Consider the following 26,952-nt stretch of genomic DNA (forward strand, 5'->3'; position numbering starts at 1 on the left):
CGTAACGTCTTTTTGAGCAACTTTTATTCTACCAAAGAGGAGGCACAAAAGCATCTTTTAAACCTTAAAGGGTCATTCTATAACGGGATCTCATTCAAATATTCTGGTGCCGAAACAGGTTTACTGTAGTCCACATTATCCGTGTCAGTAATCGATTCCTTGCCATTCAAGCGAATTTGCACCAGAGAATCATCTGAATTTTGCGCAACCGTCAACACAACCGATTCCAGCATCTCAGCGGGTACCCCTTTACCGTCTGTGAACATATCGTCAGTCAAGGACACGGTAACTACGCCGTTCTGCCCCGCATCAACGGAATCAAGGATCGTTCCCTGTGTCATGACCATTTCCAGCCCATTACCGGATTCAGGACCTGCAATCAATTCGTTCAAAGCAGCAGTCAGCTGTTCTTGTCCGGCGGGTACAAAGCGGGTTACAGGAACATAATATTGAATACCGTCAGGGGATGTTGTGGAAAAATAAACAGTAACCGCACTTGAGTTCATCAGAAGTGGACCTTGCTTCGGCAAGTTAATGCCCATTGTACGGGATAATGGACGATCCAGCGGAGTTCCTTGTAGCGGCATCTCTGTGAGCTTTTTACCATCTACCCAGAGCTGTACGCCTTTAATCTCATCTTGACCGGTCAGCGTCCAAGTGATAGCTTCGAGGATTTTACGCTCATCCGCAGGATCATAGTTATTGAATTCTGAATTAAATTCCACAACCGCAAGATTAGATTTGTCTACCGTAACACTTACTTCTGTTCCTGCTGGAAGAACGCCTTGGAATCCTTTAGGCACTGATGAGGCATATTCTCCTTTGCTCACTAGAGCCATTAACGAGTTTTTGAGTGCGGAGGAAGCATCTTTGCTCTTTGGCAAGCTTAGGGATACAGGAGCGAGTAATCCATTGCCATCTTCCAAAAATACAGTTGTCCGATCTCCGGAAGCAGTACCTTGAGCGCTTTTGGTGCTGCCTTTAGTTGCTGTCTGTGTATCCTCCTGTGTCACCGGACCAAATACACCTGAATCCAAAGTAGTACCTCCACTAGTCTGTAACATTTGCGCTTCAACCTCTGGTGGCGGAGCATCAATCGATGCCGATTCTGAACCAAACAGCCCACAGCCGGACAGTGCCAGTGGAACTGCGAGTAAGCAGACTGCGGAGATTCCGCGGATTTGTTGCATAGGTTTCATCATTTATTACCCCTTTCAAGGTTAGATATCATTTGTACTGCTATGTATACGAGACCTTTGTCCAAAAAATAACAACAGCTTATCCTAAATTGTTGGAAAAGCCTGTGAACTACTTCTTCATCTCAAGTAGGACCTGGATTTCAGGTCACTGAAACTTCCCTCTCTGGACAAATACTTCCGGTAAACGTACAATCTGAGGTAACAACAGTCCTTAACATCATACTAACGTTTGCTGTAATGAAATGACTTACTAAACAACGAGGTGACTGAACATGGCTGATGAAAAAATCGCAAAAATACCGTACAGTCTGAACAGCAAGGCCGTCGCAGATGCGACCAAATTCTGGCTGAACAAGCGTGGAGTAACTCTGGAGGAAATTGCGGAGCTCGTAATGTTTCTGCAACAGAAATACTATCCGAATTTAACGATGGACGAATGTATCCATAATGTAGAGATGGTGCTTAGCAAGCGAGAAGTGCAAAATGCTGTGCTAACAGGTATTCAATTAGATGTACTGGCAGAAGAGGGCAAGCTGTTCTCCCCCCTTCAGGATATGATCGAGAATGATGAGGGATTGTACGGCGTAGATGAGATTCTTGCCTTCTCTATCGTGAACGTATACGGCAGTATCGGATTTACGAACTATGGCTATGTAGACAAGCTGAAGCCTGGCGTTCTTAAACGGTTAAATGATAAAAGCACGGGACAGATCCACACCTATCTCGACGACATCGTCGGAGCAGTGGCGGCAGCAGCTAGTAGCCGAATCGCACACCGCAAGCAAGCGGAGCGAGAAATTGAGCTTGAACTGCCTCATACACCGGAGGATCGTGAAGAAGCCGCTAGAAAACTTGCGGAATATGATGATACTCCGGAGTGAGGAGTTTCAGATGCACCAGAAGGTGAGTTTCTAATACATCAAATGTAACTCTGAGGAAAAAGCGATTGTTTCACAAGCCCTGCGGGCTGCTGGGACAATCGCTTTTTTTTGATGGGTTCTATGAATTCCTATAATTATTCACTACCAACATTTAGTTACTCAAATACAAAAAGAGCAGTCCTCACAAAGGAAGACTGCTCTATAACAGCGTTATACATCATCTAGTCCACGTCGATCCTGCAGCATACTCTAACTGATATGCTCTTCAACACTTTAAGCTCCGGCGAACAAGAAACCGCTGTCTACCTCCAGCATCACCGCCCGCTCCCGGCGCACTAACTCCGCCAAATGTGCTAGGGTCTCACTCATCGCAAAGCGCATCTGGTGAACGGTGGTTACCCGGCTTCGAAACAGAACTTCGCACACCGCAAACGCGCTTAGCGGACCGTTTGCAAGCAGGGCAGCCGCTGTATCCAGCCGCTCCTCATGATGGGCGAGCAGGCTGTTCACCCGGTGCTCGAAGCCAGCGAAGGGCTCGCGATGCCCCGGGAATGCCATGCTGACCGGGTAGCTGCCCAGTTCCCGCAGCCCCTGAAGGAACGTCTGCAGCGGCTGCGGATCGCTGCCTGGCAGCAGGCTGACATTGGGCGAGATCTGCGGCAACACAGCGTCCCCGCAGATCATAAGCCCGCTGTCAGCATGATACAGGCTCACATGCCCCGGTGCATGTCCGCCGGTAATAATGAGCTGCCATTCACGGCCGCCCATCTTGAAGGGCTCGGCCACATTGAAATAAGAAACGACAGGCTGCGGCTCCACTTGGGAATTAAAGCTTTCCAAGTGGGCCTGAATCCCGTTCGACCACTCATCTGTCATCCCATGCCGGATGAAATAAACCGGTAATATCTCATTGATGTCTTTGCTATTGTCTTTCCCTGCATTTTCCTCAGCGCCATTGCCTCGATCATCACCAAAGCCATCGCCCCACATCAATCTAGCCTCCGCATGGGCGCGCTCCGTCATCCACACCTTACAGCCACTCTGCGACTGCAGCCATCCGGATAATCCATAATGATCGGGATGGTGATGCGTAACGACGATATCCCGTATATCCATCCACGACAAGTCCAGCTCCTGCAAAATCCCGAGCCAGCAATTCTCTGTATCCAGGCTGCGCGGACCCGGATCGATAATAGTCACTCTCCCATCTCCGTCCGAAAGAATATAGCTGTTCACTTGACGAAGAGGCGAGTCCATGGGTACCGAGACTTGGAGAATGTTCTTGTCCCATGAAGTAAGCTCTGCCTTAGACATGGAGCGTTCACCACCTTTAAATCTTTTTCCGGAAACCATTTAGGGACGTGTTCCACCAAAGATCATCCGCGTGGACCTTTCTGCATCATAAACCTCATCTTCATAGCTGCCATGTACAGCTTCGAGCTGCAAGCCCGCTTTCTCAATCATTTCCTTGAACTCCTCCAGTGAATAAAGCTTCACACGCTCATGATATTGACGAGGCGTAGGGTCATTCTTAGTGGTTAGAATGATGTCCTTCTTCACATAACCATCCTCGATCCGGCGTGACTCATCTATCAAATTCTCTCCATCCTCACGGGTAGAATGCGGTACCAGATGTTGAATCACATACGCAGGATTTAAGAAATCAATAACGAACTTGCCGCCCGGCTTCAGCAGACGATAGATTTCACGCAGAACCTTTACTTGCTCCTCATCTTTTTCAAAATAACCAAAAGAAGTGAACAGATTAACTACGGCATCGAATCCTCCATCTAATGGTAAATCACGCATGTCAGAACGGATCCAGGTTACCTTCTCTGCCCCGATTTGAGTACGAGCTTCACGTAACAATACCTCCGACAAATCTACTCCGGTAACCTCGTATCCTTCCTCCGCTAGTGCCAGAGAATGACGTCCCATCCCACAACATAAATCCAGCACTTTCGAACCTGGAGGCAGTCTCAGCCAGGCGATCATCTGATCTACTTCTTTACGTGCTCCACCGAAATCTCGGTGTTTATATACGATCAGATAATCCTCTCCGAAGCTCTTTTCATACCATTCAGTCATGTTGTCTCTCCTCCTACAGGCGTCATCCTGCAACTCTTCTTATGTATGCTAATGTAACGCCATTGTACAGTCTTTTGCTGACAAACTCAAAGAAGAGTCATCATCGTGACCTCTCGGCCTTTAATGACAACTTTTATTGTAATTTCCTTTACACAAGCTGCTGCAAATACACCCTTGCTTCATAAGGACGAAGCTTGAAAGAACGAATATCCTGATCTTTTGACTGCGTGTAATTACTGATTAATAGCTCCAGATGATCTGGATTTAAATCGAACCCCGCTGGCCATTCGAATTCAGGCTCTCCATCAAAAAAGTTCAAAATGACCAACATTCGCTGATTCTCTAAAGTTCGGGTATACGCATAAATCTCAGTGTGCTCTGCTAGCAGTAGATCATACGATCCGTATACGATCACCCTGTATTTTTTTCTTAACGCAATCAGCTGTTTATAGTAGTTGTAGATAGAATCCGGATCTTTTACCGCGTTGCCAGCGTTGATCTCCATATGGTTGGAATTGACTTCAATCCAGGGCGTCCCCGTTGTAAAGCCACCTGCATGTCCATCATCCCACTGCATAGGGGTACGGGCATTGTCCCGGCTTTTGTGATGAATCGCAGACATAATCTGCTCTTCTGGAACACCGTTTTTTCGCTTCTCTTCATAATAATTAAGGGTCTCCACATCCCGGTATTCATCAATGGAATCGAAACAGACATTTGTCATGCCGATTTCCTCTCCTTGATAAATATAAGGTGTGCCCTCCAACATATGAATAAAGGTCGCCAGCATTTTGGCCGAAGGAATCCGGTAAAAGAGATCGTTCCCAAACCGGGATACCGAGCGCGGCTGATCATGGTTACATAAATAATTCGCATTCCAGCCTCTGTCATGCAGAACCGTCTGCCAGTTGCTCATGATCTTTTTCAGCTCTAGTAGATTCCAGGGGACCACATCCCATTTCCCACTACCCGGCGAAGCGGCATCCAGAAACATATGCTCAAACTGAAAAGTCATATTCAACTCCCTACGTCCATCACCGACATAATCCAGCGCCTGCTCTGGTCCGAGTCCTGAAGTCTCTCCTACCGTCATAATATCGTAGAAATATAGCACCTTATCGTATAGATTTTGCAGCAAGGTGTGTACATCCTCCAGATTGGAGAACATACCATAAGCCCTTACAGTAGGTGTTCCGTTCGGGTTGTCTGCATCTGGATAGCCTTTCGTCTTCACGATATGTGCAATCGCATCAAAACGAAATCCATCCACGCCCTTCTTCAGCCACCACTCCACCATCTCATGCAGCTTATCAATAACCACCGGATTCTCCCAGTTCAGATCGGGCTGGTATTTAGAGTAGAGGTGAAGATAATATTCATCCGTATGCGGATCAAGCTCCCAGACCGAGCCGCTGAAATAAGACTCCCAGTTGTTCGGGGGACCGCCATTTTTACCTTTTCGCCATATATAATAATCCCGTTTAGGATTGTCCTTCGACGACCTGGATTCTACAAACCAAGGATGCTCATGTGACGTGTGGTTCAGCACCAAATCCATCATCAGCTTCATTCCACGTGCGTGCAGTTCCCTGAGCAGCCGGTCAAAATCATCCATCGTGCCGAATTCCTTCATAATGTCACAGTAATCACTGATATCATACCCGTTATCATGGTTAGGTGATTTATAAATAGGGCAGACCCAAATCACATCTACACCTAGGTCCTGTAAATAATCCAGTCTGGATATAATCCCTTGTAAGTCTCCGATTCCATCTCCGTTACTGTCCATGAAGCTGATCGGATAAATCTGATATACGACGCTTTCTTTCCACCATTTGGGGTTCATAACTCGGTTACCTCCTATTTAGCTATATGTAGAGTTTAACCACACAGAGCCTAGTAGATAACAAATCCCCCTTACTTGGTTAGTCCTTTTTGATATTGCGAGGGCGTAAGTCCAGTCCATTTTTTAAAAGTAGCACTGAAGTGGCGCTCTTCACCGTACCCCACCAATTTGGCAACTGCGTACATCTTAAGATTTTGGCGGAGCAGCTTTTTCGCTTCTTCTACCCGGTATTGATGCAAGTAATCGAGAAAATTCACACCAAGCTCCTGGCGGAATAGTGAACTTAAATAAGTATTAGAAACATAGGCTTCCTTCGCGACATACTCTAGTGTCAGATTGGTATTATATTTATTACGAATGATCTCCATTGCAGTGACTACTGTGCGATGCAGCGGTCGATGGTTGGAAAAAGCCTCTACCACATTCTGCATAACCTTATTCAAAATCGTAGACAACTCTTCGAGTGTTTCTATCTGTGGTGCCTGCTCCATCCAATTGACCAAATGCTGCTTCCATTCGAAGCCAGCGACTTGTTTCTCTTGCGCGAGTCTCTTTAATCGAACTACAAAAGCCGTGGCTCGAATATTCACCTCCTGCTTAAGACATCCCGGATTGCTGCGAAAACGATCGAGCCATTTCTCCAGCAGATCAAGTGCGAGCTCATTGCTCCCAGCACCCACCGCCACAAGCATTTCATCCTCCAGCACATTTAATTCAGAATCATCTAAAATCCCGATTTCCTGCGGAGCGCCACCTATTACTCCCGTTCCTTCTGTATAGTAATAGACACCGCCTTTTCCGTTCAAAAATCTCGATTCCATCGCCTGAAGGGCTTCTTTATACGACAGATGAGCTTCAGAAATATCCGAACGACAGGAGCCGACGGCAATACTGATTGATAGTTTGAGGTATTTCTCCAGATTACACTGAAGCTTCTCAATTTGCTCTTTCAGCTGGAGGGGCGCTCGGTAAAGCTTGCGAGAATCCGTTCCGGCTAAGCCGCTGCCGATCCAGAGCAAATTATTGCCGTCATGAAAAGTTTCTATCTTTCCTCTATAGATGGGTGACAATGTCTCACTGATAATGTTTAATGCTGCGTAACGCAAAAGTACAAAATCCTGTCCTGTGCCTGTAGCGGAAGGCGGGTCAAAATCAAAGCTGACGAGACCAATCTGCGGCCCTTCAAAGCCAATCGCCATTGATAACTCTCCGATCAGCTCCTGTCGCCGTTCTAGCGGAACCGGTGGATGATAAATCCATTGGGAAAGGACCTGGCTTTTGACAAGCGGTGCATTTTTATGCCAGGAACGGTCTCGTTTAAGCTGCTCATCCTCTTGATTGCGTTGTCTTTCAATGAGTTCCTTGGCCTTCAGTACCGTCTTCAAAATTTCCTCAGGACGGCAGGGCTTCAGCACATAATCAACAACGCCTAGGGAGATCGCTTGCTTCGCATAAGAAAACTCATTATAGCCGGATAAAATTATTGACCGGAAGCCGTACCCTCTGCGCCGTGCGACTTCAATCAGCTCCAGACCATCCATTTGCGGCATACGGATATCCGTTAACAAAAGATCGGGCTGTTCTTTCTCCATCAATGCCAGCGCTTCACTTCCGTTCCCCGCCTCACCCATTACCTCAATCTGATGAGACTTCCAATCAATCATATTTACGATGCCCTCACGAATCGTATCTTCGTCTTCGGCAATCAGCAGCTTCATCATTTATGGACCCTCCACCGTGATATGAATAATAATACGTGTGCCAGCCCCTTCTACACTCTCCAGTTGCAAAAAGGCTCCCGCAAAAAATAAGGACAGTCGTTCCTGCACATTCATGAGCGCAAATCCTGTACGTCCAACATTCTCTTCTTCAGCTAAAGAGTTTCCCCTCGCTAAACGTTGATGTAGCTCTAAAAGTCTATCTGCTGTGATCCCCACACCATTATCCTGCACTTCAAGCACAATAGTCTTCTCTATACGATAAGCACGAACCGATATTAGTCCACTGCCAGACAACGGCTCAATCCCGTGAATCACTGCGTTCTCGGCTAGTGGCTGCAGCAGTAGCTTTGGTACAGTAAAATCCTTGATACTCTCATCCAGAGAAATTTCGAATTCAAAACGCTCCTTAAAGCGATTTTTCTGCAGGAACAAGTAATTGGTTACCAGCTCCACTTCCTGCTCCAAGGTAAACGTATCGCGTCCATCATTTAAGCTCAGCCGAAACACTTGAGAGAGAGAATACACCATATCGGCAATTTCTTTATCTCCCTTCTTCTCGGCTTCCCAACAAATTGTATTTAACGTGTTATATAAAAAGTGCGGCCTAATTTGAGCTTGAAGCGTTTTCAATTCTGCTTCCTGTTGCTTCATTCTTGAGGCGTATACATCATTGATGAGCGATTTAATCCGCTGCACCATTAGATTATAACCATGCCCGAGTAAGCCGATCTCGTCATTTCCTTCAAAAAATACCCGCTGCGTAAAATCACCTGTCTGCAGTCTGCGCATCGAACGGGAAAGCTTCTTCAGCGGTTTCGTAATAGCTGCTGCAGCCAGCCAAGTAACCATTAGGCTAACCACTAAACACAGAACAGCGATCGTCATTGTGACCTGTAAAATCTGACCAAGCTCTTTAACAAGTTGCCGCTTGGAATGAGCCACCACCACATACCAGCCCGTCGTCTCCGACTGAAGATGCGACACAATCCACTGCTTATGATCCGCAGTAGATTCCAGCCTTTTCTTCACAGTCAGATTAGGATCGCTGTCTGCAAAATACGGAAGTTCCAGATCTCTTTTGCCAATCCAGCTCGGGTTCGAAGCCGTAATAATCAGCCCGTTCCGATCAATCACGAACATATCCACATCATCTTCAGCATTGTCGAGATATTGACTGCCAATCTTCCCTGCATCTACACCGATCACAGCGAGTCCTGCCGGCTTTAAGGTGTAAATATTCTTAATGATTCTGGAAAGGACAATCTTATGATAATGATCACCTACAAAAATGCCGTCCGTGGGTCTGGAGAGACCAAAGGTTGGGCTCCCTGCTGCTTTAATAGCTTCCTGATAATACGAGGTTTTGATAAAATCCGAGTACTTCATACCTGTCGTCAATCCTGCCTGATTCGCAGCAAAAGGCTCTGCTCCATTGTTATCTTCTAAAGAGTATAGAATCAGAGATTGAATAGAATTGCCTGCAACCATAAGATTGGTAACGGTCTTAAATACAGAATTACGTTCCTTTTGCGCTTCAGACGATGCTAAAAGCCGCTGCACACTTTCATCCAGAAAGAGTGTATTCGAAAAAGATATCATGCCTCGCACCATTTCATCGATCTGCTCTGCTGTTTTTTTGGTAAGATGATCCTGTGACTGCTTCATTTTCTCTACAACCTGCTGCGAAGAGATCTGATAAGAGTTCCAACCCATAGCAAATATGGTCACCAGAAGCAGAGGAACGAACCATAACAACAGCTTAAATTGGAGCGGAAGATGGCGATAACGGCTGAGTAAGCGAAAATTCCGATTCATGAGAACCACCTTCATTTATATTAGAAAGATGTGTAAACCAAGTATAACTGAAATCATTCAGCCCTGAACCGGCTTTTTACATTCGCTAAAAAATGCCTACATTATTCTTAAATATGGACCATGTTTCTATTAGCTAGAAACTCTTAAGATGAGGATGCAAGCAAAAACGCCTTCGACGTCTCTTATAGACGGTCAGCGTTTATGCGAGAAATATAAGGATAATGTATAGCGTGAAACTTATACATTATCCTTATATTTCAAGAAGAAACGACGTTGTCGGCTTCCTTGATAGATAACAATCGTTTCTTCAAAATACATCATTCTAAAAAGGTGGGTTTTTGATGAGAAATAAAGGAATCAAGCTAATGCTTATGAGTCTAATGCTTCCGGCTCTGCTTGCAGGCTGCGGTGGCGGAAATAACAATGCGAAAGCTACAAACGCTCCTGCGAATGACAAAACTGAAGCTACTGCCGAGGCAACAGCGAACGCAGCGGAAAACGCACCAGCCGAAAAAATCACACTGAAGTTCTTTACCGCACTTGCGGATCGGGCAAACGGTTCAGGCAAGGTGGAGCAAGACATTATCGACGCTTATATGAAAGAGCACCCTAACGTCAAGATAGAAGTGGAAGCGCTTCAAGATGAGCCTTATAAATCAAAAATCAAAGTATATGCTTCCAGCAATCAGATGCCTGATATCATTCAAGCTTGGGGTCAGCCTTCTTTCCTGAGTCCTCTGCTCGATAATGGCTTGCTGCTTGAGCTGAACAGCGCTGACTTCGAAGGCGATCAATTTGTTTCCGGTTCCATGGACGGCTTCAGCAAAGATGGCAAACTGTATGGATTACCACGCAGTGCCGACTATATGGTCATGTTCTATAACAAAAAAATCTTTGCTGACAACGGTATCGAGGTTCCAAAGACTACTGCTGACCTGCTAGCAGCTGTCAAAACATTGCGTGCCAACAAAATTAACCCGATCGCTATGAATGGTATGGATGCATGGACGCTGCCAATCTGGTATGAGTTCGTTGCTCAACGTCAAAATGGTGATTTCAATAAGATGGATGAAGCTGTTGCACGTAAAATATCCTTTAATGATCCTAGCCTTGTTGCAGCTGCAACTGAAATGCAAGATTTCGCAAATGCTAAAGGCTTTGCAGACGGCTGGTTAACCGCTGATTATGGCGCAGCACGTAACTTGTTCGGACAAGGACAAGCCGCTATGTTCTTCATGGGCGCTTGGGAGTCCGGCCTAGCTACAGATGTGAACTTCTCTGAAGAATTCCGTAATAATGTAGGCGCATTCGCTTTCCCTGGTTCAGATAAAGGTAAATCAACGGATGATGCTGCTTGGTACGGTGGTGGGTATGCAGTAAGTAAGAACTCAAAGCATCCTGATGCTGCTGTTGATTTCTTGAAATATTTCTTCGCGCCTGAGAACTGGTCCAAGATGTTATGGCAAGCTGGCGCGGGTACACCTGCGCAAAAATTCGATGAATTCTTAACCGGTAATGAAACTCAACTCCAAAAAGAACTAGTAGATGTCTTCAGCTCAATGACCTCTTCCAGCGGAACTCCGCTGCAGGATATTGGTAACGACGAGTTCAAGCAAAAGGTAATGGAGGCTCACCAAAGCCTGCTCTCCGGCGCTATGAATACAGCGGAATTCGCCAAAGCGCTTGACGCTGCGTCCGATAAATTGGCTGGTAAATAAACGCTAATACTACTAGGTATATGAATGACGGCGCTTCTGATTTAACATCATAAATAGTGGCGTACAACCCCCGACTTCTCCCAGAGGTCGGGGGTTTGTTGTTCGAGCATAAGGGCTTTCGACGTCAGAGAAAATTATCATTCTATAATTTAAAAAATATGTACAATCATCTGAAATATACGGCATGTTCCAGGGTCTGGCTTCCCGTTACGATGGTAGTAGATAGATTACTCTTTCAAAGGACGGAGATTTCCATGCACAGAGTGTTAAGCGACAAAAAAGCGATATTCCTACTCATCGCACCCGGGCTATTCCTGTTTGCTTTTATGATTTGCATCCCTATCTTCATGAGCGCTTATTACGGCTCTACAGACTGGGGCGGAATCGGGAAGTACAATTTTATCGGCTTTGATAACTATCGTGAAATCTTATTTCATGACAAAGTATTCTGGACTTCGCTAGGCAATGCCCTATTACTGACTGCTGCCACTGTATTCTTACAGCATCCCTTTGCTATTCTCATAGGGATTTTCCTGACCAATTCCGGCAAATACGAAAAAATATTCCGGACGATCTTCTTTATCCCAGCCGTAATTTCTGTTGTGGTTACAGCCAAGCTGTGGAGCGGGATTTTTCATCCCAATTACGGATTGCTCAATAAGTTGCTAAGTGGTGTTGGGCTGGATTCCCTCACACATGATTGGCTTGGAGATCCGAAGACAGCGATCTGGTGCATCATCATTGTTGTTATGTGGCAAGGCTTTGGATACGCACTGCTGCTTTATTATTCAGGTCTGCAAGGCATTCCAAGTGACTTAAGCGAGGCCGCAAAGATCGATGGTGCGAACAACTACACCCTCTACACTCGAATCATCATTCCGCTTCTGTCGCCTATGATGCGAGTTGCCATTATCATCGCGGTTACAACCTGTCTTAAGCAAATGGAAACCGTGTTCTTAATGACTAACGGCGGCCCGGCGAACAGCACGCAATTCTTAGGGAACTACCTTTACAAAACCGCCTTCTCATCGTCGCTATACGGCTACGGTAATGCCATATCCATCCTATTCATTGTGTTCTGCCTTGTACTGACCGTAATACTCAACAAGGTTCTGAAGAAAGATATCGGAGAGTTTTAGAATCCCTGTAACCGGAGGAAATCATATGAATAATTCATTAGCACCTGCCGCTTCACCCCCCAATCTGAAGCTTCATAAACAGAAGCGCAGTAAACCTACAACTGGCAAAATCCTAATGATGGTGTTTCTTTGTCTCATCGCTTTGATTCAGTTATTTCCGCTCATCTGGCTGATCGATTACTCCCTGCTAAAGAGTGGTGATTTCTTCGGAAGCTCTTTTCTGAAATGGCCATCGCCACCGCAATGGGAGAATTATAGAAACGCTTTTACCTATGGGCGTGTACCACGCTATTTTGCCAACAGTCTTATCATTACAGTAATTACCGTTGCGCTGTCCGCACTAGTGTCACTGATGATGGGATATGCGTTCACACGCATGAAATGGAAGCTAAGTGGTATTGTGTTGTCACTTATCATGATGGGCATGATCATTCCCATTCACGCGACACTGCTGCCGAACTTTATCCTGTTTAACAAGCTCGGAATGCTGAACAATATGTACACGCTGATTCTGCCTTATTCGGCTATTGTCATTCCAATGAGCGTGCTCATTATGACCGGTTTTCTTGAGACCATCCCTCGCGCGATTGAAGAATCGGCGGTTATCGATGGCTGCGGCATTTACGGTGTGATCTTCCGCATCATCCTACCAATTACGAAACCCGCACTCGCTACCATCTGTGTACTCAATTTCATCAGCACCTGGAATGAATTCATTATGGCGAACACCTTCCTCACCTCAGAGGATCTCAAAACCATTCCGTTCTCCATTATGAAATTCGCCGGAGAATATTCGTCCAACTATGGTGCTCAGTTCGCGGTTATGACGATCATTGCCATCCCGACCATCCTGATCTATCTGCTCTTCACAGAACAGATGACCAAGGGAATTACCGCCGGAGCGGTTAAGGGATAACACAAAAAACACGGAGAACTCTAGCTTCTCTTCTTTCTCCAACATTTTATTGACATTAACTTTCAACTCGTATATGATCTCCTTAGGCAAAATCACAACGAATTAAATCAAAAATTTAATATATCCCGTAAAGGGGAGTAGCTGTTAAATAAAGTCGTCAATACGAGAATATGAGGATATTCTCCGGCTTTATTGGCAATTCAACATTGTTAGCGAGACCTTTACCAATCAGGTTAGACCTTTATTCCAAAGGCTAATCTGTTTGGTAAAGGTCTTTTTTATATAAAATTGGTTAAAATGGTAAGGTAAGTATCTTTTAGTAGATATTTGCATAAGAAAAGGGAGGACAACAGTAATGGATTGGGGATTATTATTAGAGTACGGCTGGGTATTACTAGTTCTTGTAGCACTTGAAGGGCTACTAGCCGCAGATAACGCACTGGTATTGGCAATTATGGTTAAACACCTTCCTGATGAGGAAAGAAAAAAAGCACTATTCTACGGATTAGCCGGAGCCTTCGTGTTCCGCTTCGGTTCACTATTTGTCATCTCTTACCTGGTTGATATTTGGCAAGTACAAGCCATCGGCGCACTTTATTTACTGTTTATCGCGGGGAACCATATCTTCCGAAAACTATTAATCAAGAAACCAGTTACGGATGAGGCAGCTGAAAGCGGTACGGACGGCGCAGTCAACAAAAAGAAATCAAGCTTTTGGTTTACTGTCTTTAAAGTAGAAGTTGCTGACATCGCCTTCGCGGTGGATTCCATCCTAGCCGCAGTTGCACTTGCGGTTGCACTACCTGCAAGTGGTCTTCCAAAAATCGGAGGCCTTGACGGCGGACAATTCCTCGTCATCTTTGCCGGCGGATTTATCGGATTGGTTATTATGCGTTTTGCAGCTTCCTTCTTCGTTAAGCTGCTTCACACCCGTCCAGGTCTTGAAATTGCAGCCTTCTTCATCGTAGGCTGGGTCGGCGTTAAGCTCGCAGTCATTACCTTGGCACACCCTTCACTTGGTGTTCTTTCCGAGGATTTCGCGCATAGTACCATCTGGAAGGTTACCTTCTATGTTGTACTCGTGCTCATCGCTGCAATTGGTTGGTTTATGAGCAGCAAGGTAGAAGAGAATGTTGGAGAAAATCCAGTTAAAGAAGTAGATAAACAGCTCAACTAATCTTATTTGAATCACAGAAACAACAATAACCCGAAAGATGCGCCCCTTCAGTAAAGGTGTCCGTCTTTCGGGTTATTTTCTTTTATCCCCTATTTTGCTCCTCATACAGAAAAGCCTACTTCCACCATCAAATGGGAAGCAGGCTTTTCATTAAAGATTCTTATTGACCTATAATCTGATCGGTCTTTCCTTGCAGTTCCACCAGCTTCATAATCACCGTAGCCGCCAGCGCTTTCGATACCGTCTGTTGCGGATTAAACTTGCCGTTGTCATCCTTTAAGATTCCCAATTTCACAACAAGAGCCACTGCACCCTTATTGTTAATAGTTGAACTATCGCTAAATTGACTTACAGTCACATCCTTATCAAGATAGGTTGTGAGTTTGTTGTATTTCAAAAAATTAGCCAGCAGAACAGCAAGCTGTTCCCGGGTTAATTTACTATCAATTTGGAGGCTTTCATCCTTATTGATCCACTTACGATCTGCCGCATAAGTAACAGCATCATAATATGAATTCTCAGGCTTCACGCCAGCCACAGTTTTTCGTTCATTATTATTATAATAATTGCTGAAATTCGGATTAGAAGCCTTAACAAGATAGGTTATCCAATCGCCAACAGTTATTTCTTGATCCGGGTTCACTTTACCATCGGCATCCGGAGTAAGCACATGATATTTTACTAATTCTGACAACGGCTGTTCTGCTGCGTGCCCTTTGATATCCGTCGCAGATATTTGAGTATCTTGCTGACCGAGATAATCATAAACCGCAGTCCATTTTCCAGTGGCTGCATCTAAAACCTGATACAATCCGTTAGATTCATCAAAGGTTGTATCATATACCAGCTTCACCTTTGGCGCTACATAGCTGCTATAAGTATTGTATCCGCCAACCTGAGTGTATCTTAGCTTAGTCTGATATTTGGGTTTATAACTTTCGAGTGCTTCCTTCTTAGATATTTTAGCCTCAGGCGATAATGTGATTTCATCGATACCGCTTATCCGATTCCCCATGTAAGAAATCAGTCTGCCGTAAAGATCCAAGCTTACCGTAATATTGCTGTCACTCACAGGAATCCCTTGATGATATCTAATAAACTGGTATCTGAATGCAGATCCGTCTGAAGTCACGCTTGAGTTAGCTCCATATTCAACAAGCTTTAGCTTCTCGCTCGCATGAGGATATAGGCTGTTAATTATACTAAGCGCTTTAGACTTAGCTTCAGCCTCACTAAGCTTCTTCCCTCCAACAGGAGCCGGCTCTTCTTTTTTATCCTGAGTAACACCATAGGTTTGAACTTGGTACTGCAATATTTCACCGGTCTTTGCATCTATTTCAGCAGAGGATTGTTCTGGAAAACCAGCACCAATGAAACGTTCATTTCCATTACCACCCCAGTATAACTGCCAGATCTTCCGATTCGTATCCTGATAGTCATTTCTCAAGCTTTGAGAAATCAGTTTACGATCTGCTGGAATGTAAGCTACCTTCTTTACAAGCTGTTCCGCTTCTTTTGCAGAAAGCTCTGCAGTAGAGCTCCTTGCTTGAAAGACATCCTTGCTCTTGGCTATATCTGAATACACGACTGGAGTGGATACGGATTCTTTTCCTTCATAATCTATTCTCTTGCCGGTCAATGCATCGATAGGATATAGAGATTGATCCACCGGACGCCAGCCTAGAATCCAGTTGTTAGGTTTTCCGTTCTTATAAACAGGAATGTAAAAAAGGCCTACATCAAGCTGATCCGCAAATTGCTTCTGTGCTTGCTCCAAGGTAATCTTAGGCTGTGCAGACGGATACTCAAGCCCTTGAGAAGACTTAGAGAATTGAATTACATCTCCGTTCCCATCCACAGCTATGTTAATGCTATCCGATCCAGAGGGAAGACCATTCTTCATGATACTGAAGAAATAGCCATATTGAACAGGACCGAATAAAGCGTTCGAAAAATAATTATAACCAACATTCTCATTTAATTGCAGATCACTGCTCTTAACCGATGAAGCTGCCTTAGCCACAAAAGCCTTGGCGATCTCCAGTGCCTGCGTCTGCGATATTTTCGGTGGATAATAGGATTCGTTATTCTCACGTGGATATGAAATATACGTACTGATAATATCTCCATTAATCGCATCTATCTCACTGCTAAAGCCATATCCCATATTCCCTTCTTGCATTTGCCACTGAATATTCCAGATCATTTGATTTGCTGGAGCGGGGTAGCTTTGGTTAGATCCCAGTTGAACATTGTTTACCGTTGCGTTTTTTAGGGATGGGAATAATTCTCTTAGCTTTGCAATCGCTTGCTCCTGCGTGAATTTCACTTTTGTAATATCTGCCTCGGACGTCGTTGTAGTAGTCGGGGCTTGTGCGCTAACCTGGGTTACCACAGTGTTGCTGCTAACAGATGTAGAATCGGCAGCAGCCAAGCTTGGTGGTAACAATAATGCGATTGCCACTGAAGTAATCAATACCGTTTTAGCTGTCTGATGAACAAAGTGTGTGTTATTGCTTTTCAAAAGAATTCATCCTCCTCTAACACGTGATTCATAACATTATACAGATAATTTCTTATATTTTCCATATTTAATTAACGACAGGAAATTACAACATTTATGTAATGTATGCTATATAAGCTATAATGGTAGGCAGCTACAGCTTCAACTCATCTATGAAAGGGGGCCACCCACATCACTGACTGGAACCTACAGCCGCTTATAGACGGTATTACTGGCCTAGATATTCGCAGTTGTCTAATCGTTCAACATGGAAAATCCATACTAGAGCATTATCGCGAGCCTAAAATTGCAGTAGAGCTTGGCAAAATTAACTCATGCACCAAAAGCGTGCTCGCCGCTCTAGTCAGCATAGCCATAGATAAACAAATCGTTCCACCACCGGATACCCCTATTTCACTATTTTTCCCTTTATTAAAAGAGGATCAGGACCCCCGAAAAAGAGAGATCACGATCGGTCACTTATTAACAATGACAGCAGGCTTTAACTGGACGGAGTTTGGGGGGCAGAACTCTTTTCCGACCATGACCAAAACCGCAGACTGGATAAAGTTTGTGCTCGCGCAGCCGCTTGCGCATACGCCTGGAACCGTGATGACTTATAACTCCGGATGCTCTCAGCTCTTATCCTCGATTCTGCGGGATTGTTCTGGACAAGACGTGGCTGCCTTTGCCGAAGATCAGCTGTTTCAGCCGCTTGGCATCGAAAGCTATCGCTGGGATAGTGATCCGCAAGGTATACATACTGGTGGTTTTGGCCTTTATCTAAAGCCAGAGGATATGCAGAAATTCGGTCTCCTTTATTTGCAAGAGGGGCGCTGGAAGGCTCAGCAGCTTATTCTTTCAGACACGGTTCAGAAGTCCACTCACCCATATGTTGAAGCCACACTTCCACAGAAGGGCTTCTACGGCTGGCACTGGTGGGTATCCTCATTCAATGCAGGCACAGAGCAGCAGCCGAATGAGATCCCTTATTATTTTGCGCTTGGTTTCATGGGTCAGCACATTATTGTGGTTCCAGCCTACGAGCTGGTTGCAGTCATCACTGCGGATAAATATAAGAAACGCTCACCTGCAAATGTCTTCGGCCGATTTATTGTACCTGCTCTTCTTGGGCGATAGGGACAGGGGATTACATGCAGCTTTATGTGTGGATACCACCTATAGAGCTGCAGCAGCCCTAGACGGATAAAGTCTTAGGCTGTCTCTGTTTTCTTTGAACTAATTTCGTTCTTAACTAAATAGAATATATTTCATGGATCTAAAACAAAAAGGAAGCCAATCACATGGACCGGCTTCCTTCTTCTTATGATTCAGCTGCGATGTAAAGCTGCTCAAGTCGTTACTTTGGCATATACACCAAAGAACAACATCATTTCTCCGATGATCAGGTAATTAGGTATAAGGAACAGCAAATCTACTGCGAAAAACACTCCAAGTAAACCTAATAATAACACTAAATGGAACATCCCTAATCTTTGCTGTGAACGTCTATATTTATGGAAGACCAGCGAAGTAGAGAAGAAGTAGAGCAACACCGACCCAAAAATAAAAAACACCATAAATGTATAATCCAGTTGTTCCAGAAATAACAGTTGGATCGAAGCAGCGATCATACTCAAGGAGATATAAATAAACAAATGTCCATAAATTATGGTCTGCCCGGCAGTCTCTATACTCTTGTCCACTTTCTTCTCAACATTATCAAAATATTGCCACCACATCGCAATAATTAATAAGAAAGTTAATAATGCAAATAAAATAGATTGCCATGTCCAGTGGCTGGACTGCAGCACTGCAAGTATACTGACCACTGATTCACCAAGCAGAATGAGCGTGAACAATGAGAAGCGCTCTAATAAATGATGAGTGTTTATAGGACTTTTCACCAAGTATTTCCGACCGATTAAGGGGAGCAAGATGTCTACAGTAATTCCTGCATACAGCACTGCATAACGAACCCAAGAATCGAAGAAAAGTGATAAAGAAGAGATTACTATACCAATCCAAAATCGACTTCCCAAATACCAGGCAGTGCTCTTTCTATCGTCCTCTTCATTTTTATGTACCGTAAGATATTGAATGGCTGTCATGGCTCTTAAACCAACATAACCTACTAAGAATGGTACATAATGTTGATCAAAATCAACCGATAAGCTAGCTGTCATGATTAATACAAAGAATAATTGTAGAATCAGAAATATTCGGTGTGAAAAAATGTCTTGTCCAAACCTGTTAACAAAAACCGATTGCCCCACCCAAGCCCACCAGATCGGAACAAAGATTAAGATAAACTTGGATAAGTATTCAAGTGGAATTGTACCCGTCTCTACATGCAATAAGACATGACTCGCTTTTGAAACTGCAGCTACAAACAGTAGATCATAAAACAGTTCCAGCCAGGTCACTTTCTTCTCAGCCATTGATGTTGATCTGTGTTCAGTTCCCGATGTGCTCTTATTCATCGTTTTGCTCCCTTGGTTTGGATGTGTTGGATCCCTGGCACAGTTAATTCCGCCACTTCATAAACTTGTAATCCAGAAAATCAACAAGCAAGAAGAGGACAAACCCCACTAAGCTGAACAGCATAATTCCCGCATACATTTCCGGATAATCCAGTCTTAACCAAGCATCCATGATGAAAAAGCCCATACCATGCTCGGTACCATAAATCTCCGTGAAAAAGAGGACAGATATCGCCGTTCCAAGCGAAATACGAATCGTACTCAGAATGACTGATAGTGCACCCGGCAGTGTCACATGCCAGAATTTCTGCACTGTACTTGCCCCTATACTCGTTAAGACATCATAGGTATTCTCAGGAATAGCCTTCACACCATCCCTAACCGAAATGATAATCTGGAACAAGAGAATCAACATAATCATTAAGATTTTAGATGTTTCACCAAGCCCAAAGAATAACATCACAATCGGAAGCAGAGCAATTTTTGGAACAGGATAGGTTAAGTAAACCACAGGGTCCAGCAGCTTATTCCAAGTCAGCGAACGTCCCATCAGAAGACCAATGAGCAGCCCAATGATTAACGCAAGCACTACACCTGCAAAAATTCTGAACAAGCTATACCCCACATTCAAAGCAATATCCTGTGCACCCAAGTGAAACATAGCGTTATACACTGCGAATGGACTAGGCAAAATCGAATGATTCATAAGCAAATAGGCAATATACCAAACCACATTCATACAAAAGAACACAAATACCAGTCTTATTATGTGATGAATCCGACTTTTTCTCACCATATCTCCTGCATTACCTTTCTGATTCGCTTAGTCTGCTCAAAGAAATCTACACTGTCCCGCTTATCCTCATGCTTCATATGAAACACCAATTGATTATCGATAATTTCCGGTATTTCTTCTTTGTTAGATGGCATGACAATAATTTTCTGTCCCAGCAGAATAGCTTCTTCCACATCATGGGTAACAAATAGGGTAGTCGCCGGATGCGTCAACCAGTTATCCAAAAAGAGAAGCTGCAGCGTTTCCCGCGTAATCGCATCCAGTGCGGAGAATGGCTCGTCCAGCAGCAAAATGGTGGGCAAAATAGCGAAGGCTCTAGCGATTGCCACTCTTTGCTGCTGTCCTCCACTGAGAGATAGAGGATAACGATCAGCTAAATCAGAGATTCCCATTGATGAAAGCCACTGATTAATCTGGTTCTCCCGTTCTTGCTTGGTTGTGCTCGCAGTATGCGAGATTTTCATTGCGATTTGAATATTATCATGTACAGTCTTCCATGGGAGAAGCCCATAGTTTTGTGGTACCAGACCGATCAGAGTTTCTTTATCATGCACGGATTTTTCATTAAAAAGTATTTGCCCCTTATAGCTCGGCAGCAAACCTGCGATCGCCCGTAGTAACGTGGATTTCCCGCTGCCAGAGGGTCCGATGATCGTGTAAATCCCATGCTCTGGCAAAGATAAATCCATCTGTCCTAAGGCCAGTTGACCCGTCTTGTACTCTACTTTAAGACCCTTAATGACGAGTCCCTTATTTTTTGAATTGGACATCAGAAATCACATCTTCGGCCGAGATATTTTTGCTAAGCAAACCTTTTTCCCGTGCCCATGCAAATGCAGCTTCTACTTCTTTCACATCCACTTGATTGGCAGGAACATAATCAGGCACCTTAATCTCATCTTTCAACGTTTCTGGATAGCCAACTTCTTTGATCACAAGATCGATATATTCGGATTGATCATGAGATTTCATATACGCTACAGCCTCGTCATAAGCAGCATACATATTCCGAATCGCATCTGCCTTAGCATCAATAGCAGTTTGTGGGAAAGCCAATACAAATGGATTCACTCCCGCGGTATGCGTGGAGCTAAGCACGCGCAAGCCTGAGGTTTTACCCATAGTTACAAATGGTTCAGGCAAAATAGCTGCATCCGCCTTATTGTTCTTAAGCAATTCTAAACGGGTAGGGATTTGTGGAACCTCAGTTACCGTAATATCATCCTCCGTCAAACCCGCTTGTTTCAGCATCATCGCCACCGTATATTGTGTGGAAGTATTTTTGGACAAAATCACGGTTTTGCCTTTCAGATCCTTCACATCTTGGATGGCGTCATTCCCAGTCAATAAATCGAATTCACCAAAAGTTGTACTAGTGATCTTCACATCCAGCCCAGCTTCATTGTAGATAGAAATCGCAACTAGATCAGCGCTGATCCCCTCCAGCTTACCAGCTTGAAAAGCGACATCACGATCTTTTGCACTCTTGAACGTTTGAATGTCTAGGTTCACTCCATGTTTCTTATCAAAGCCTTGCTCATGAGCAATCACAAAAGGAATAGCATCAATAGAAGGCAGTAAGCCAAGCGACAAAGTAACAGGTTCTTTTGAAGCCTCTGCTGCGTTTCCCTCTGTCGATGTTGTATTCGTGTTATTCTTTGAACCACAACCTACTGCAAGTACAGCAATGACAACGACCATCATCGACAACATCAACATCTTTTTTAAAGATTTTTTCTTCATAAAACTCTCCTACCTCCATTAATCTTTCTATAGTAGACATGCCTCTATTCTTTGCAATCTGCAAAAGAGCATGCAAAAAGCCCTTAAGCTGTTCCAGAACGCTTCAGGTATTGTAATTTTACATCAGTCATCATAGCTTGTATATTCATAAATTAAAATAGTTAGATTTATCACATACTAAGATGCAAAAAATCCGAACCATCCTGCAAGGAATCTCCCCTGCAAATTGCTCCGGATTTTCGCTACCTACACCTCATAGTTCACTACATAATTCTGTAGCTCTGTATTGTAGAAGCCGATACTATACTCAGTTACCTTACCCAGCTCATCATAAGAATAGCGTGTTCGTTTCAGCAAAGGACACTTCTTTTCCAATAGTAGGATCTCTTCTACCTCAGGCGGAGGGACAGCAACAGAAAATTCATCACGTAGCCTCTCAAGGGAAACACTCCGCTCTTCAAGCAGCTCATACAAGGACTGGGCATTCAAATCAAGTAGATCCAAATCATCCATACCATTTACTAAATAATGCGTGTAATGAACATATGGATTATCATTGAGAGTGTATATGCGTTCCAAGCGTAAACAATGTTCGCCGAATAAACGGTACGGTTCACTTCCGACCTCATTAAATACTCGCTCCGCCTTCAGCCATTGCTTCCGAATTTGGTGCCCTTCATCCACCAGAATTTCCGTGAACTTTTTCCATTTGGACAGCTTGGAGGATGAGGTATTACGGATCACCTTCGTCCCCTTGCCGCTCCCTTTCTCCAGAAATCCTTCTTGGACAAGCTCCTGAATGGCACCGCGTACTGTGATCTTGCTGACATTGAATTCCTGCTCTAGCTGAGGTTCGGAAGGAATATTTAATCCTATAGGATAGACTCCGTGTAGAATCCGATCCTTTATAATATTTGCGATTTGCAAATATAAAGGCTTATCTTTTCGGGACAAACTCAAGAGGTTCACTACCTTTCTACATCGCCTACGGATAGAGTCATAGCTCGAAGGACATCCGCTTCTGAAGCCATGGGAGTGTCGCCCTCGACAGTATGAGCTAGCATACTAGCGGCAGCGGCAAACTGTACGGTCTGCTCAGGTGTAAATCCTGTTAGCTCGCCATGCACAATTCCGCTCGTATAGGCATCTCCAGCCCCTATTCTATCATAGACGAGAAATCTCAGCGTATCCGAAAAGAAGAAGCTCTGATTCTTATAAAGAAAACCACGCAGTGAATGTGAGTTGTCGCCATGAATACTGCGATGGGTGCCAGCGATCACCGAGATATCGTACTGCTTCGCAACTACCGGAATAAGTTCGAGCAATTGCTCTTCACGTTCAGCTTGTGCAGTACTCATCCCTAAGATATGGATCGCGTCCTTCTCATTCATCATTACGATATCGGCCAGCTGCAGCATCTCCTCATAATGCGGCTTCGCTAGTGAATATCCTTCCGCTCCCCACAAGGACGGACGATAGTTGCAATCAAAGATCACTGTTCCACCCTGCTGCTTGACCGCTCTAGCTAAAGATTTCATGTGATGACGCACACTTTCGTTCATAGCCAGCGTAATGCCGCAGAAATGGATCACATCGAGACTTCGCGCAATCTCTTCATAATGATATGTTTCCTCAGGAGCCGTGTTGAAGCTGCTCTCCAGACGATTGCTGTAAGTCACCTTGCTTGGACGTGCACCAAATCCATTCTCCAAGAAATACAAGCCTAGATATTCTCCTCCTCGCATAACGAAGTTTGAAGAAATCCCCAGCTTACGTAAATGCGCCGCAGCGGCTTCACCCAATGAAGTATTCGGCAAACGGGAAACCAAAGCACCTTCATGCCCGAAGCGTGCCAGTGCAGAGCTGACATTAACCCCGGTGCCAGAGAATGAATAGTTTAAGCTGTTTCCTTGTGATAGCAGCTGAACTCCCGGCACCTGCAGACGCATCATCACTTCTCCGAATGCCCCGATTCGTTTAGGCATATTTATCTGTCAGCCTTTTCATAATTCCAAGCAAATCACGCACATCCTGGATCCGGGTCTGGCCCGATTCTTTATCGATAATGGATGAGTAGACATGCGGAATCACTTGTGGCACCCCTGCTTCAAGCGCAATTTCCAATATTGCCTCGAAATTGTCCATATCAATCCCACCGGTAGGTTCGAGTGCAAACCCTGCCTCAGCACAGGCCTTAGCGACAGAGCGGTATTCCTCTTCACGGCTTAAACCCTCCATCGGGAAATACTTCAGTGCATTACCACCCATATCCCGAACTAGCGCAATTGCTGATGCTATAGGTACAATCGCCGCTTCACTCTGCGCAGCGCTGAAAGGTCCTGTAGAAATATTCACATAACCAGCGTGACCGGAAGGGGCGATCATGCTGTTGATCCAGCTGTCTTTCCCGCCAAGATTAGCGCGCGTAGCTCCAACCACCGGGAACACCTGGTTAATATGACTCCCCGGATAATGCTTAGCAATCTCGGCTACAATTGCCGCTTGGCGATTATCTCCTGCACCTAAGCCAATCGATACCGCATCTTCAATCTCTTGACCATACTGCTTCATGGCTGTTACGGCTTCTTCTACCGTCTTATAATCCTTAGAGAGCACACCGACCAGCACATATCCTTCCGCCGCTTCATAAATCGCTTTAGCATTATCGATATCTTTTGCGAGTACATTTAATGCGGTGCGGCCCTTATAAAAACGTTGTGAAATCGTCGTCATCTTATTGTCCCCCTATTAATTTACGAATACTGTCTACAATCACGAGCAGATCATCCCCCAGAAGCGGCCGTGGGTCAATATCGAAATATCCCTGATTCACTCCATAATCGCGGGTATAGATCGCAATCTCACCCTGCTGCAACCCCTCTACCAATTCCTTAGCCGTAATACCGGCCTGCTGTGGCTCCACCTGAACTCGGCCGCGATAGATGGCACGCCCCGCCTCATCCTGCACAATGGTTACACGAATGCCAGGAAGATCATTCAGCACCATCAGTGCCTGCAAAGACGCTTGCTCGATGTCACTTCTGTCTTCCTTCACCATGTATTCCTCCAAAGCTTGCAGCAGACCAAAGGTTGTTTCTTTACCCACTTTCATACTGCGTCCTATTCCATACAATTGGACCTTAACCCATTCCACATAACTACGTTTACCGGCAATGATTCCGGAAGTAGGCCCTTCAATGGCCTTGGACCCACTATAAATCACCAGGTCAGAGCATTTCACATATTTACAGAGGTCTTCTTCCGCTGCAGCATCAACGATTAGCGGCACCCCTTTACGCTTGGCGATCTCCCATGCTTCTTCAACAGACAGCATATTTTTCTGCACCGCATGGTGGGACTTCACATACAGAATAGCAGCAGTCTGCTCACCAATAGCGTCCTCTATATGTTCAGCCCGACCTTCATTCGCATAGCCTACCTCAATTAGTTTACCTCCACCTAGATAGACCATCGTTTCCACCGGAGCTCCGTACTGTACATTATGACCCTTCAGAATGATGATTTCGTTGCGCGGAATGACCTCTTGGTGCAGACGTTCACTGCGGCGGCGGTTACCTTGGGTAACTATCGCTGCAACAGACAACGCAATACCACTGGAGGCTGAGTTGACGATAATCGCTGCTTCAGCACCGAGAATACGCGCCGTGTAATCTCCGGCTTTATCCACTAAATCCGCTATTTCTACGTAATTCTGTCCACCTTGCTTCATCGCATTCATCACAGTATCAGTAGGAGCCGACACCCCCAGAATGCTCATTCTACCGCTAGCATTAATTACGCGTTTAAGCCCGTATTTCGCATTTAATGAATTCCCCACCTATAACCACTCCTTTTGCGTGAATTACTTTATCCGCCACTCTTTCTTCCCCTTCAGAATCAATAAGCACAGTAGGTTCATGCTGCAAGGTGAACAGGGTCAGGTTAGCAGGATCACCAACCTGAATTCGGCCCAGCTCCGGCCTGCCCAGCCATTCCGCCGCATTGGAAGTAACCGCTGCCATAATCTCATCCAGAGCATAGCCCAAACATAGAAACTTGGAAAGTACATTAGACATGCTAAAAACAGGTCCCTTCATCCGGTTCACTCGATAGATATCCGTGCTAATCGTATTCAATCCAATACCATTACGTTTAGCAGCCTCAGCTACCTTAAAAGAGAAGCTTGCTGTTCCATGCCCCACATCTAGATGAACTCCTCGTTCGATAGCCTCAGTCAGTACCTGAAGCGGCTGACCGTCTGCAGCAAACAAATTATTCTCTTTTCCGTTGAGATAATGGGTAACAATATCCTTTTGCTGCAAAAGAGGCATAACCTCTCTGATATCTGGCGGTGCTGAACCGATATGTACCATTAACGGCAGCCCTGTCTCCATTGATAGGCTTCGTGCAATATGCAGCGGCTCAATTCCGCTAGACCCGACAACGCTCTTGCTGATCCTAGCCTTTAATCCTACGATCATCTTCCCGTAAGTTCGGACAGACTCCAAAACCTTCTCCTTATCAATCCATTCCAAGTTGGATAACTCATCAATTCTTAGTAGTCCAATCCGCGAGATATTCAAGAACGCCAGCACATTCGTCTTAGCTAGAGATGCGTCCTGAACCAGATCACCTATCCGATCCGCCCCACAGCTACCGGCATCTACTAGAGTTGTCACCCCTTGCCGGACACCGATCTCATCAATCTCATCGCCATACGGATCAAATTCGCGAAAAGCATGCACATGCATATCAATCCAACCACTGGATACGTATGCGCCTGAGCCTTCCCACGCCTGCCCCCCACGGCCCTCACCTGCCGGAGTGATCTCATCGATTCTTCCATTCTCGATTACAATGTCGATCTCTTCTCCGCTTACTCGTTTCACCTGACGGAGCACGTATCTTTCATCCATTGTTCTCACCT

At 44.9% G+C, this 26,952-nt stretch carries 22 protein-coding genes; 6 read left to right on the plus strand and 16 right to left on the minus strand.

Annotated features, from left to right (window positions below; all coding sequences use genetic code 11):
• Positions 1-77: 77 nt before the first annotated feature.
• Positions 78-1,199, minus strand: a complete 1,122-nt coding sequence (locus tag NST74_RS23820) for a GerMN domain-containing protein (RefSeq protein WP_339291453.1) — start codon at positions 1,197-1,199, stop codon at positions 78-80.
• A 272-nt stretch (positions 1,200-1,471) separates the two neighbouring features.
• On the opposite strand from NST74_RS23820, the gene NST74_RS23825 reads away from it, so the two are divergent.
• Entirely contained in the window at positions 1,472-2,080 is a 609-nt protein-coding gene (locus NST74_RS23825) for a phosphatidylglycerophosphatase A family protein (RefSeq protein ID WP_341114752.1), read from the plus strand.
• 273 nt (positions 2,081-2,353) lie between these two features.
• On the opposite strand, the gene NST74_RS23830 is transcribed toward NST74_RS23825, so the two are convergent.
• The 5 genes from NST74_RS23830 to NST74_RS23850 all read right to left on the minus strand — a co-directional run bounded on the left by NST74_RS23830 (position 2,354) and on the right by NST74_RS23850 (position 9,550).
• The gene (locus NST74_RS23830) at positions 2,354-3,433 is read right to left on the minus strand and encodes an MBL fold metallo-hydrolase (RefSeq protein WP_341114754.1); all 1,080 of its coding nucleotides are present in this window, start codon (positions 3,431-3,433) and stop codon (positions 2,354-2,356) included.
• Positions 3,434-4,168, minus strand: a complete 735-nt coding sequence (locus NST74_RS23835; RefSeq protein ID WP_341114755.1) for a class I SAM-dependent methyltransferase — start codon at positions 4,166-4,168, stop codon at positions 3,434-3,436.
• Between the two features lie 148 nt (positions 4,169-4,316).
• Positions 4,317-6,014, minus strand: coding sequence for a glycoside hydrolase family 13 protein (locus NST74_RS23840; protein WP_341114756.1), 1,698 nt, complete (start codon positions 6,012-6,014; stop codon positions 4,317-4,319).
• A 71-nt stretch (positions 6,015-6,085) separates the two neighbouring features.
• The gene (locus NST74_RS23845) at positions 6,086-7,735 is read right to left on the minus strand and encodes a response regulator (protein ID WP_341114757.1); all 1,650 of its coding nucleotides are present in this window, start codon (positions 7,733-7,735) and stop codon (positions 6,086-6,088) included.
• Positions 7,736-9,550, minus strand: a complete 1,815-nt coding sequence (locus NST74_RS23850; protein ID WP_341114758.1) for a sensor histidine kinase — start codon at positions 9,548-9,550, stop codon at positions 7,736-7,738. It lies immediately after the preceding gene.
• A 341-nt stretch (positions 9,551-9,891) separates the two neighbouring features.
• Between NST74_RS23850 and NST74_RS23855 the strand changes: the two genes are divergently transcribed.
• From NST74_RS23855 to NST74_RS23870, 4 genes are all read left to right on the plus strand, one after another.
• Positions 9,892-11,268, plus strand: coding sequence for an ABC transporter substrate-binding protein (locus NST74_RS23855; RefSeq protein WP_341114760.1), 1,377 nt, complete (start codon positions 9,892-9,894; stop codon positions 11,266-11,268).
• Positions 11,269-11,522: 254 nt separating this feature from the next.
• Positions 11,523-12,407, plus strand: a complete 885-nt coding sequence (locus NST74_RS23860; protein WP_042130723.1) for a carbohydrate ABC transporter permease — start codon at positions 11,523-11,525, stop codon at positions 12,405-12,407.
• 25 nt (positions 12,408-12,432) lie between these two features.
• Positions 12,433-13,323 carry a carbohydrate ABC transporter permease gene (locus NST74_RS23865; protein WP_081954172.1) on the plus strand — a complete coding sequence of 297 codons (891 nt, stop codon included), beginning with the start codon at positions 12,433-12,435 and terminating at the stop codon, positions 13,321-13,323.
• Positions 13,324-13,678: 355 nt separating this feature from the next.
• Positions 13,679-14,500, plus strand: a complete 822-nt coding sequence (locus NST74_RS23870; RefSeq protein ID WP_076120789.1) for a TerC family protein — start codon at positions 13,679-13,681, stop codon at positions 14,498-14,500.
• 160 nt (positions 14,501-14,660) lie between these two features.
• Here NST74_RS23870 and NST74_RS23875 read toward each other — a convergent pair whose 3' ends face one another.
• Entirely contained in the window at positions 14,661-17,024 is a 2,364-nt protein-coding gene (locus NST74_RS23875) for a YcdB/YcdC domain-containing protein (protein WP_341114761.1), read from the minus strand.
• A gap of 171 nt (positions 17,025-17,195) precedes the next feature.
• Here NST74_RS23875 and NST74_RS23880 point away from each other — a divergent pair, with 171 nt between their 5' ends.
• Positions 17,196-18,143, plus strand: a complete 948-nt coding sequence (locus NST74_RS23880) for a serine hydrolase domain-containing protein (RefSeq protein ID WP_341115963.1) — start codon at positions 17,196-17,198, stop codon at positions 18,141-18,143.
• A gap of 212 nt (positions 18,144-18,355) precedes the next feature.
• Here the strand turns inward: NST74_RS23880 and NST74_RS23885 are convergent, their stop codons facing one another.
• From NST74_RS23885 to NST74_RS23925, 9 genes are all read right to left on the minus strand, one after another.
• Positions 18,356-19,444 (minus strand): low temperature requirement protein A, encoded by a 1,089-nt coding sequence (locus tag NST74_RS23885; protein ID WP_341115964.1) that lies wholly within the window; start codon positions 19,442-19,444, stop codon positions 18,356-18,358.
• 85 nt (positions 19,445-19,529) lie between these two features.
• Positions 19,530-20,225, minus strand: coding sequence for an ABC transporter permease (locus NST74_RS23890; RefSeq protein ID WP_341114762.1), 696 nt, complete (start codon positions 20,223-20,225; stop codon positions 19,530-19,532).
• 50 nt (positions 20,226-20,275) lie between these two features.
• Positions 20,276-21,052 carry an ABC transporter ATP-binding protein gene (locus NST74_RS23895; RefSeq protein WP_341114763.1) on the minus strand — a complete coding sequence of 259 codons (777 nt, stop codon included), beginning with the start codon at positions 21,050-21,052 and terminating at the stop codon, positions 20,276-20,278.
• Entirely contained in the window at positions 21,033-22,025 is a 993-nt protein-coding gene (locus NST74_RS23900; RefSeq protein WP_076120796.1) for an ABC transporter substrate-binding protein, read from the minus strand. Before NST74_RS23900 ends, NST74_RS23895 begins: the two co-directional genes overlap by 20 nt.
• A 246-nt stretch (positions 22,026-22,271) precedes the next feature.
• Positions 22,272-22,985, minus strand: a complete 714-nt coding sequence (locus NST74_RS23905) for a GntR family transcriptional regulator (protein WP_042130734.1) — start codon at positions 22,983-22,985, stop codon at positions 22,272-22,274.
• 8 nt (positions 22,986-22,993) lie between these two features.
• On the minus strand, positions 22,994-24,010 hold the full coding sequence (locus tag NST74_RS23910; protein ID WP_076120798.1) for a sugar kinase: 1,017 nt from the start codon (positions 24,008-24,010) through the stop codon (positions 22,994-22,996).
• Complete coding sequence (gene dagF / locus NST74_RS23915) at positions 24,003-24,758, minus strand: 2-dehydro-3-deoxy-phosphogluconate aldolase (protein WP_341114765.1); 756 nt, start codon at positions 24,756-24,758, stop codon at positions 24,003-24,005. Before dagF ends, NST74_RS23910 begins: the two co-directional genes overlap by 8 nt.
• Position 24,759: 1 nt before the next feature.
• Positions 24,760-25,863, minus strand: a complete 1,104-nt coding sequence (locus tag NST74_RS23920) for a DgaE family pyridoxal phosphate-dependent ammonia lyase (protein WP_341114766.1) — start codon at positions 25,861-25,863, stop codon at positions 24,760-24,762.
• The gene (locus NST74_RS23925; RefSeq protein ID WP_341114767.1) at positions 25,829-26,941 is read right to left on the minus strand and encodes an amidohydrolase/deacetylase family metallohydrolase; all 1,113 of its coding nucleotides are present in this window, start codon (positions 26,939-26,941) and stop codon (positions 25,829-25,831) included. The genes NST74_RS23920 and NST74_RS23925 overlap by 35 nt, the downstream gene beginning before the upstream one ends.
• Positions 26,942-26,952: the final 11 nt, after the last annotated feature.

The organism is Paenibacillus sp. FSL F4-0125 (assembly GCF_038008565.1).
In the GTDB taxonomy this organism is placed as follows: domain Bacteria; phylum Bacillota; class Bacilli; order Paenibacillales; family Paenibacillaceae; genus Paenibacillus_AQ.

What these genes read in the sequence shown, in the direction of transcription:
- NST74_RS23840 (WP_341114756.1), bottom strand. Translation starts at nt 6,014, where the DNA reads ATGAACCCCAAATGGTGGAAAGAAAGCGTCGTATATCAGATTTATCCG.
- NST74_RS23835 (WP_341114755.1), bottom strand. Translation starts at nt 4,168, where the DNA reads ATGACTGAATGGTATGAAAAGAGCTTCGGAGAGGATTATCTGATCGTA.
- NST74_RS23900 (WP_076120796.1), bottom strand. Translation starts at nt 22,025, where the DNA reads ATGAAGAAAAAATCTTTAAAAAAGATGTTGATGTTGTCGATGATGGTC.
- NST74_RS23865 (WP_081954172.1), top strand. Translation starts at nt 12,433, where the DNA reads ATGAATAATTCATTAGCACCTGCCGCTTCACCCCCCAATCTGAAGCTT.
- NST74_RS23860 (WP_042130723.1), top strand. Translation starts at nt 11,523, where the DNA reads ATGCACAGAGTGTTAAGCGACAAAAAAGCGATATTCCTACTCATCGCA.
- NST74_RS23885 (WP_341115964.1), bottom strand. Translation starts at nt 19,444, where the DNA reads ATGGCTGAGAAGAAAGTGACCTGGCTGGAACTGTTTTATGATCTACTG.
- NST74_RS23895 (WP_341114763.1), bottom strand. Translation starts at nt 21,052, where the DNA reads ATGTCCAATTCAAAAAATAAGGGACTCGTCATTAAGGGTCTTAAAGTA.
- NST74_RS23830 (WP_341114754.1), bottom strand. Translation starts at nt 3,433, where the DNA reads ATGGTTTCCGGAAAAAGATTTAAAGGTGGTGAACGCTCCATGTCTAAG.
- NST74_RS23925 (WP_341114767.1), bottom strand. Translation starts at nt 26,941, where the DNA reads ATGGATGAAAGATACGTGCTCCGTCAGGTGAAACGAGTAAGCGGAGAA.
- NST74_RS23910 (WP_076120798.1), bottom strand. Translation starts at nt 24,010, where the DNA reads ATGCCTAAACGAATCGGGGCATTCGGAGAAGTGATGATGCGTCTGCAG.
- NST74_RS23850 (WP_341114758.1), bottom strand. Translation starts at nt 9,550, where the DNA reads ATGAATCGGAATTTTCGCTTACTCAGCCGTTATCGCCATCTTCCGCTC.
- NST74_RS23855 (WP_341114760.1), top strand. Translation starts at nt 9,892, where the DNA reads ATGAGAAATAAAGGAATCAAGCTAATGCTTATGAGTCTAATGCTTCCG.
- NST74_RS23890 (WP_341114762.1), bottom strand. Translation starts at nt 20,225, where the DNA reads ATGAATGTGGTTTGGTATATTGCCTATTTGCTTATGAATCATTCGATT.
- dagF (WP_341114765.1), bottom strand. Translation starts at nt 24,758, where the DNA reads ATGACGACGATTTCACAACGTTTTTATAAGGGCCGCACCGCATTAAAT.
- NST74_RS23820 (WP_339291453.1), bottom strand. Translation starts at nt 1,199, where the DNA reads ATGAAACCTATGCAACAAATCCGCGGAATCTCCGCAGTCTGCTTACTC.
- NST74_RS23870 (WP_076120789.1), top strand. Translation starts at nt 13,679, where the DNA reads ATGGATTGGGGATTATTATTAGAGTACGGCTGGGTATTACTAGTTCTT.
- NST74_RS23845 (WP_341114757.1), bottom strand. Translation starts at nt 7,735, where the DNA reads ATGATGAAGCTGCTGATTGCCGAAGACGAAGATACGATTCGTGAGGGC.
- NST74_RS23825 (WP_341114752.1), top strand. Translation starts at nt 1,472, where the DNA reads ATGGCTGATGAAAAAATCGCAAAAATACCGTACAGTCTGAACAGCAAG.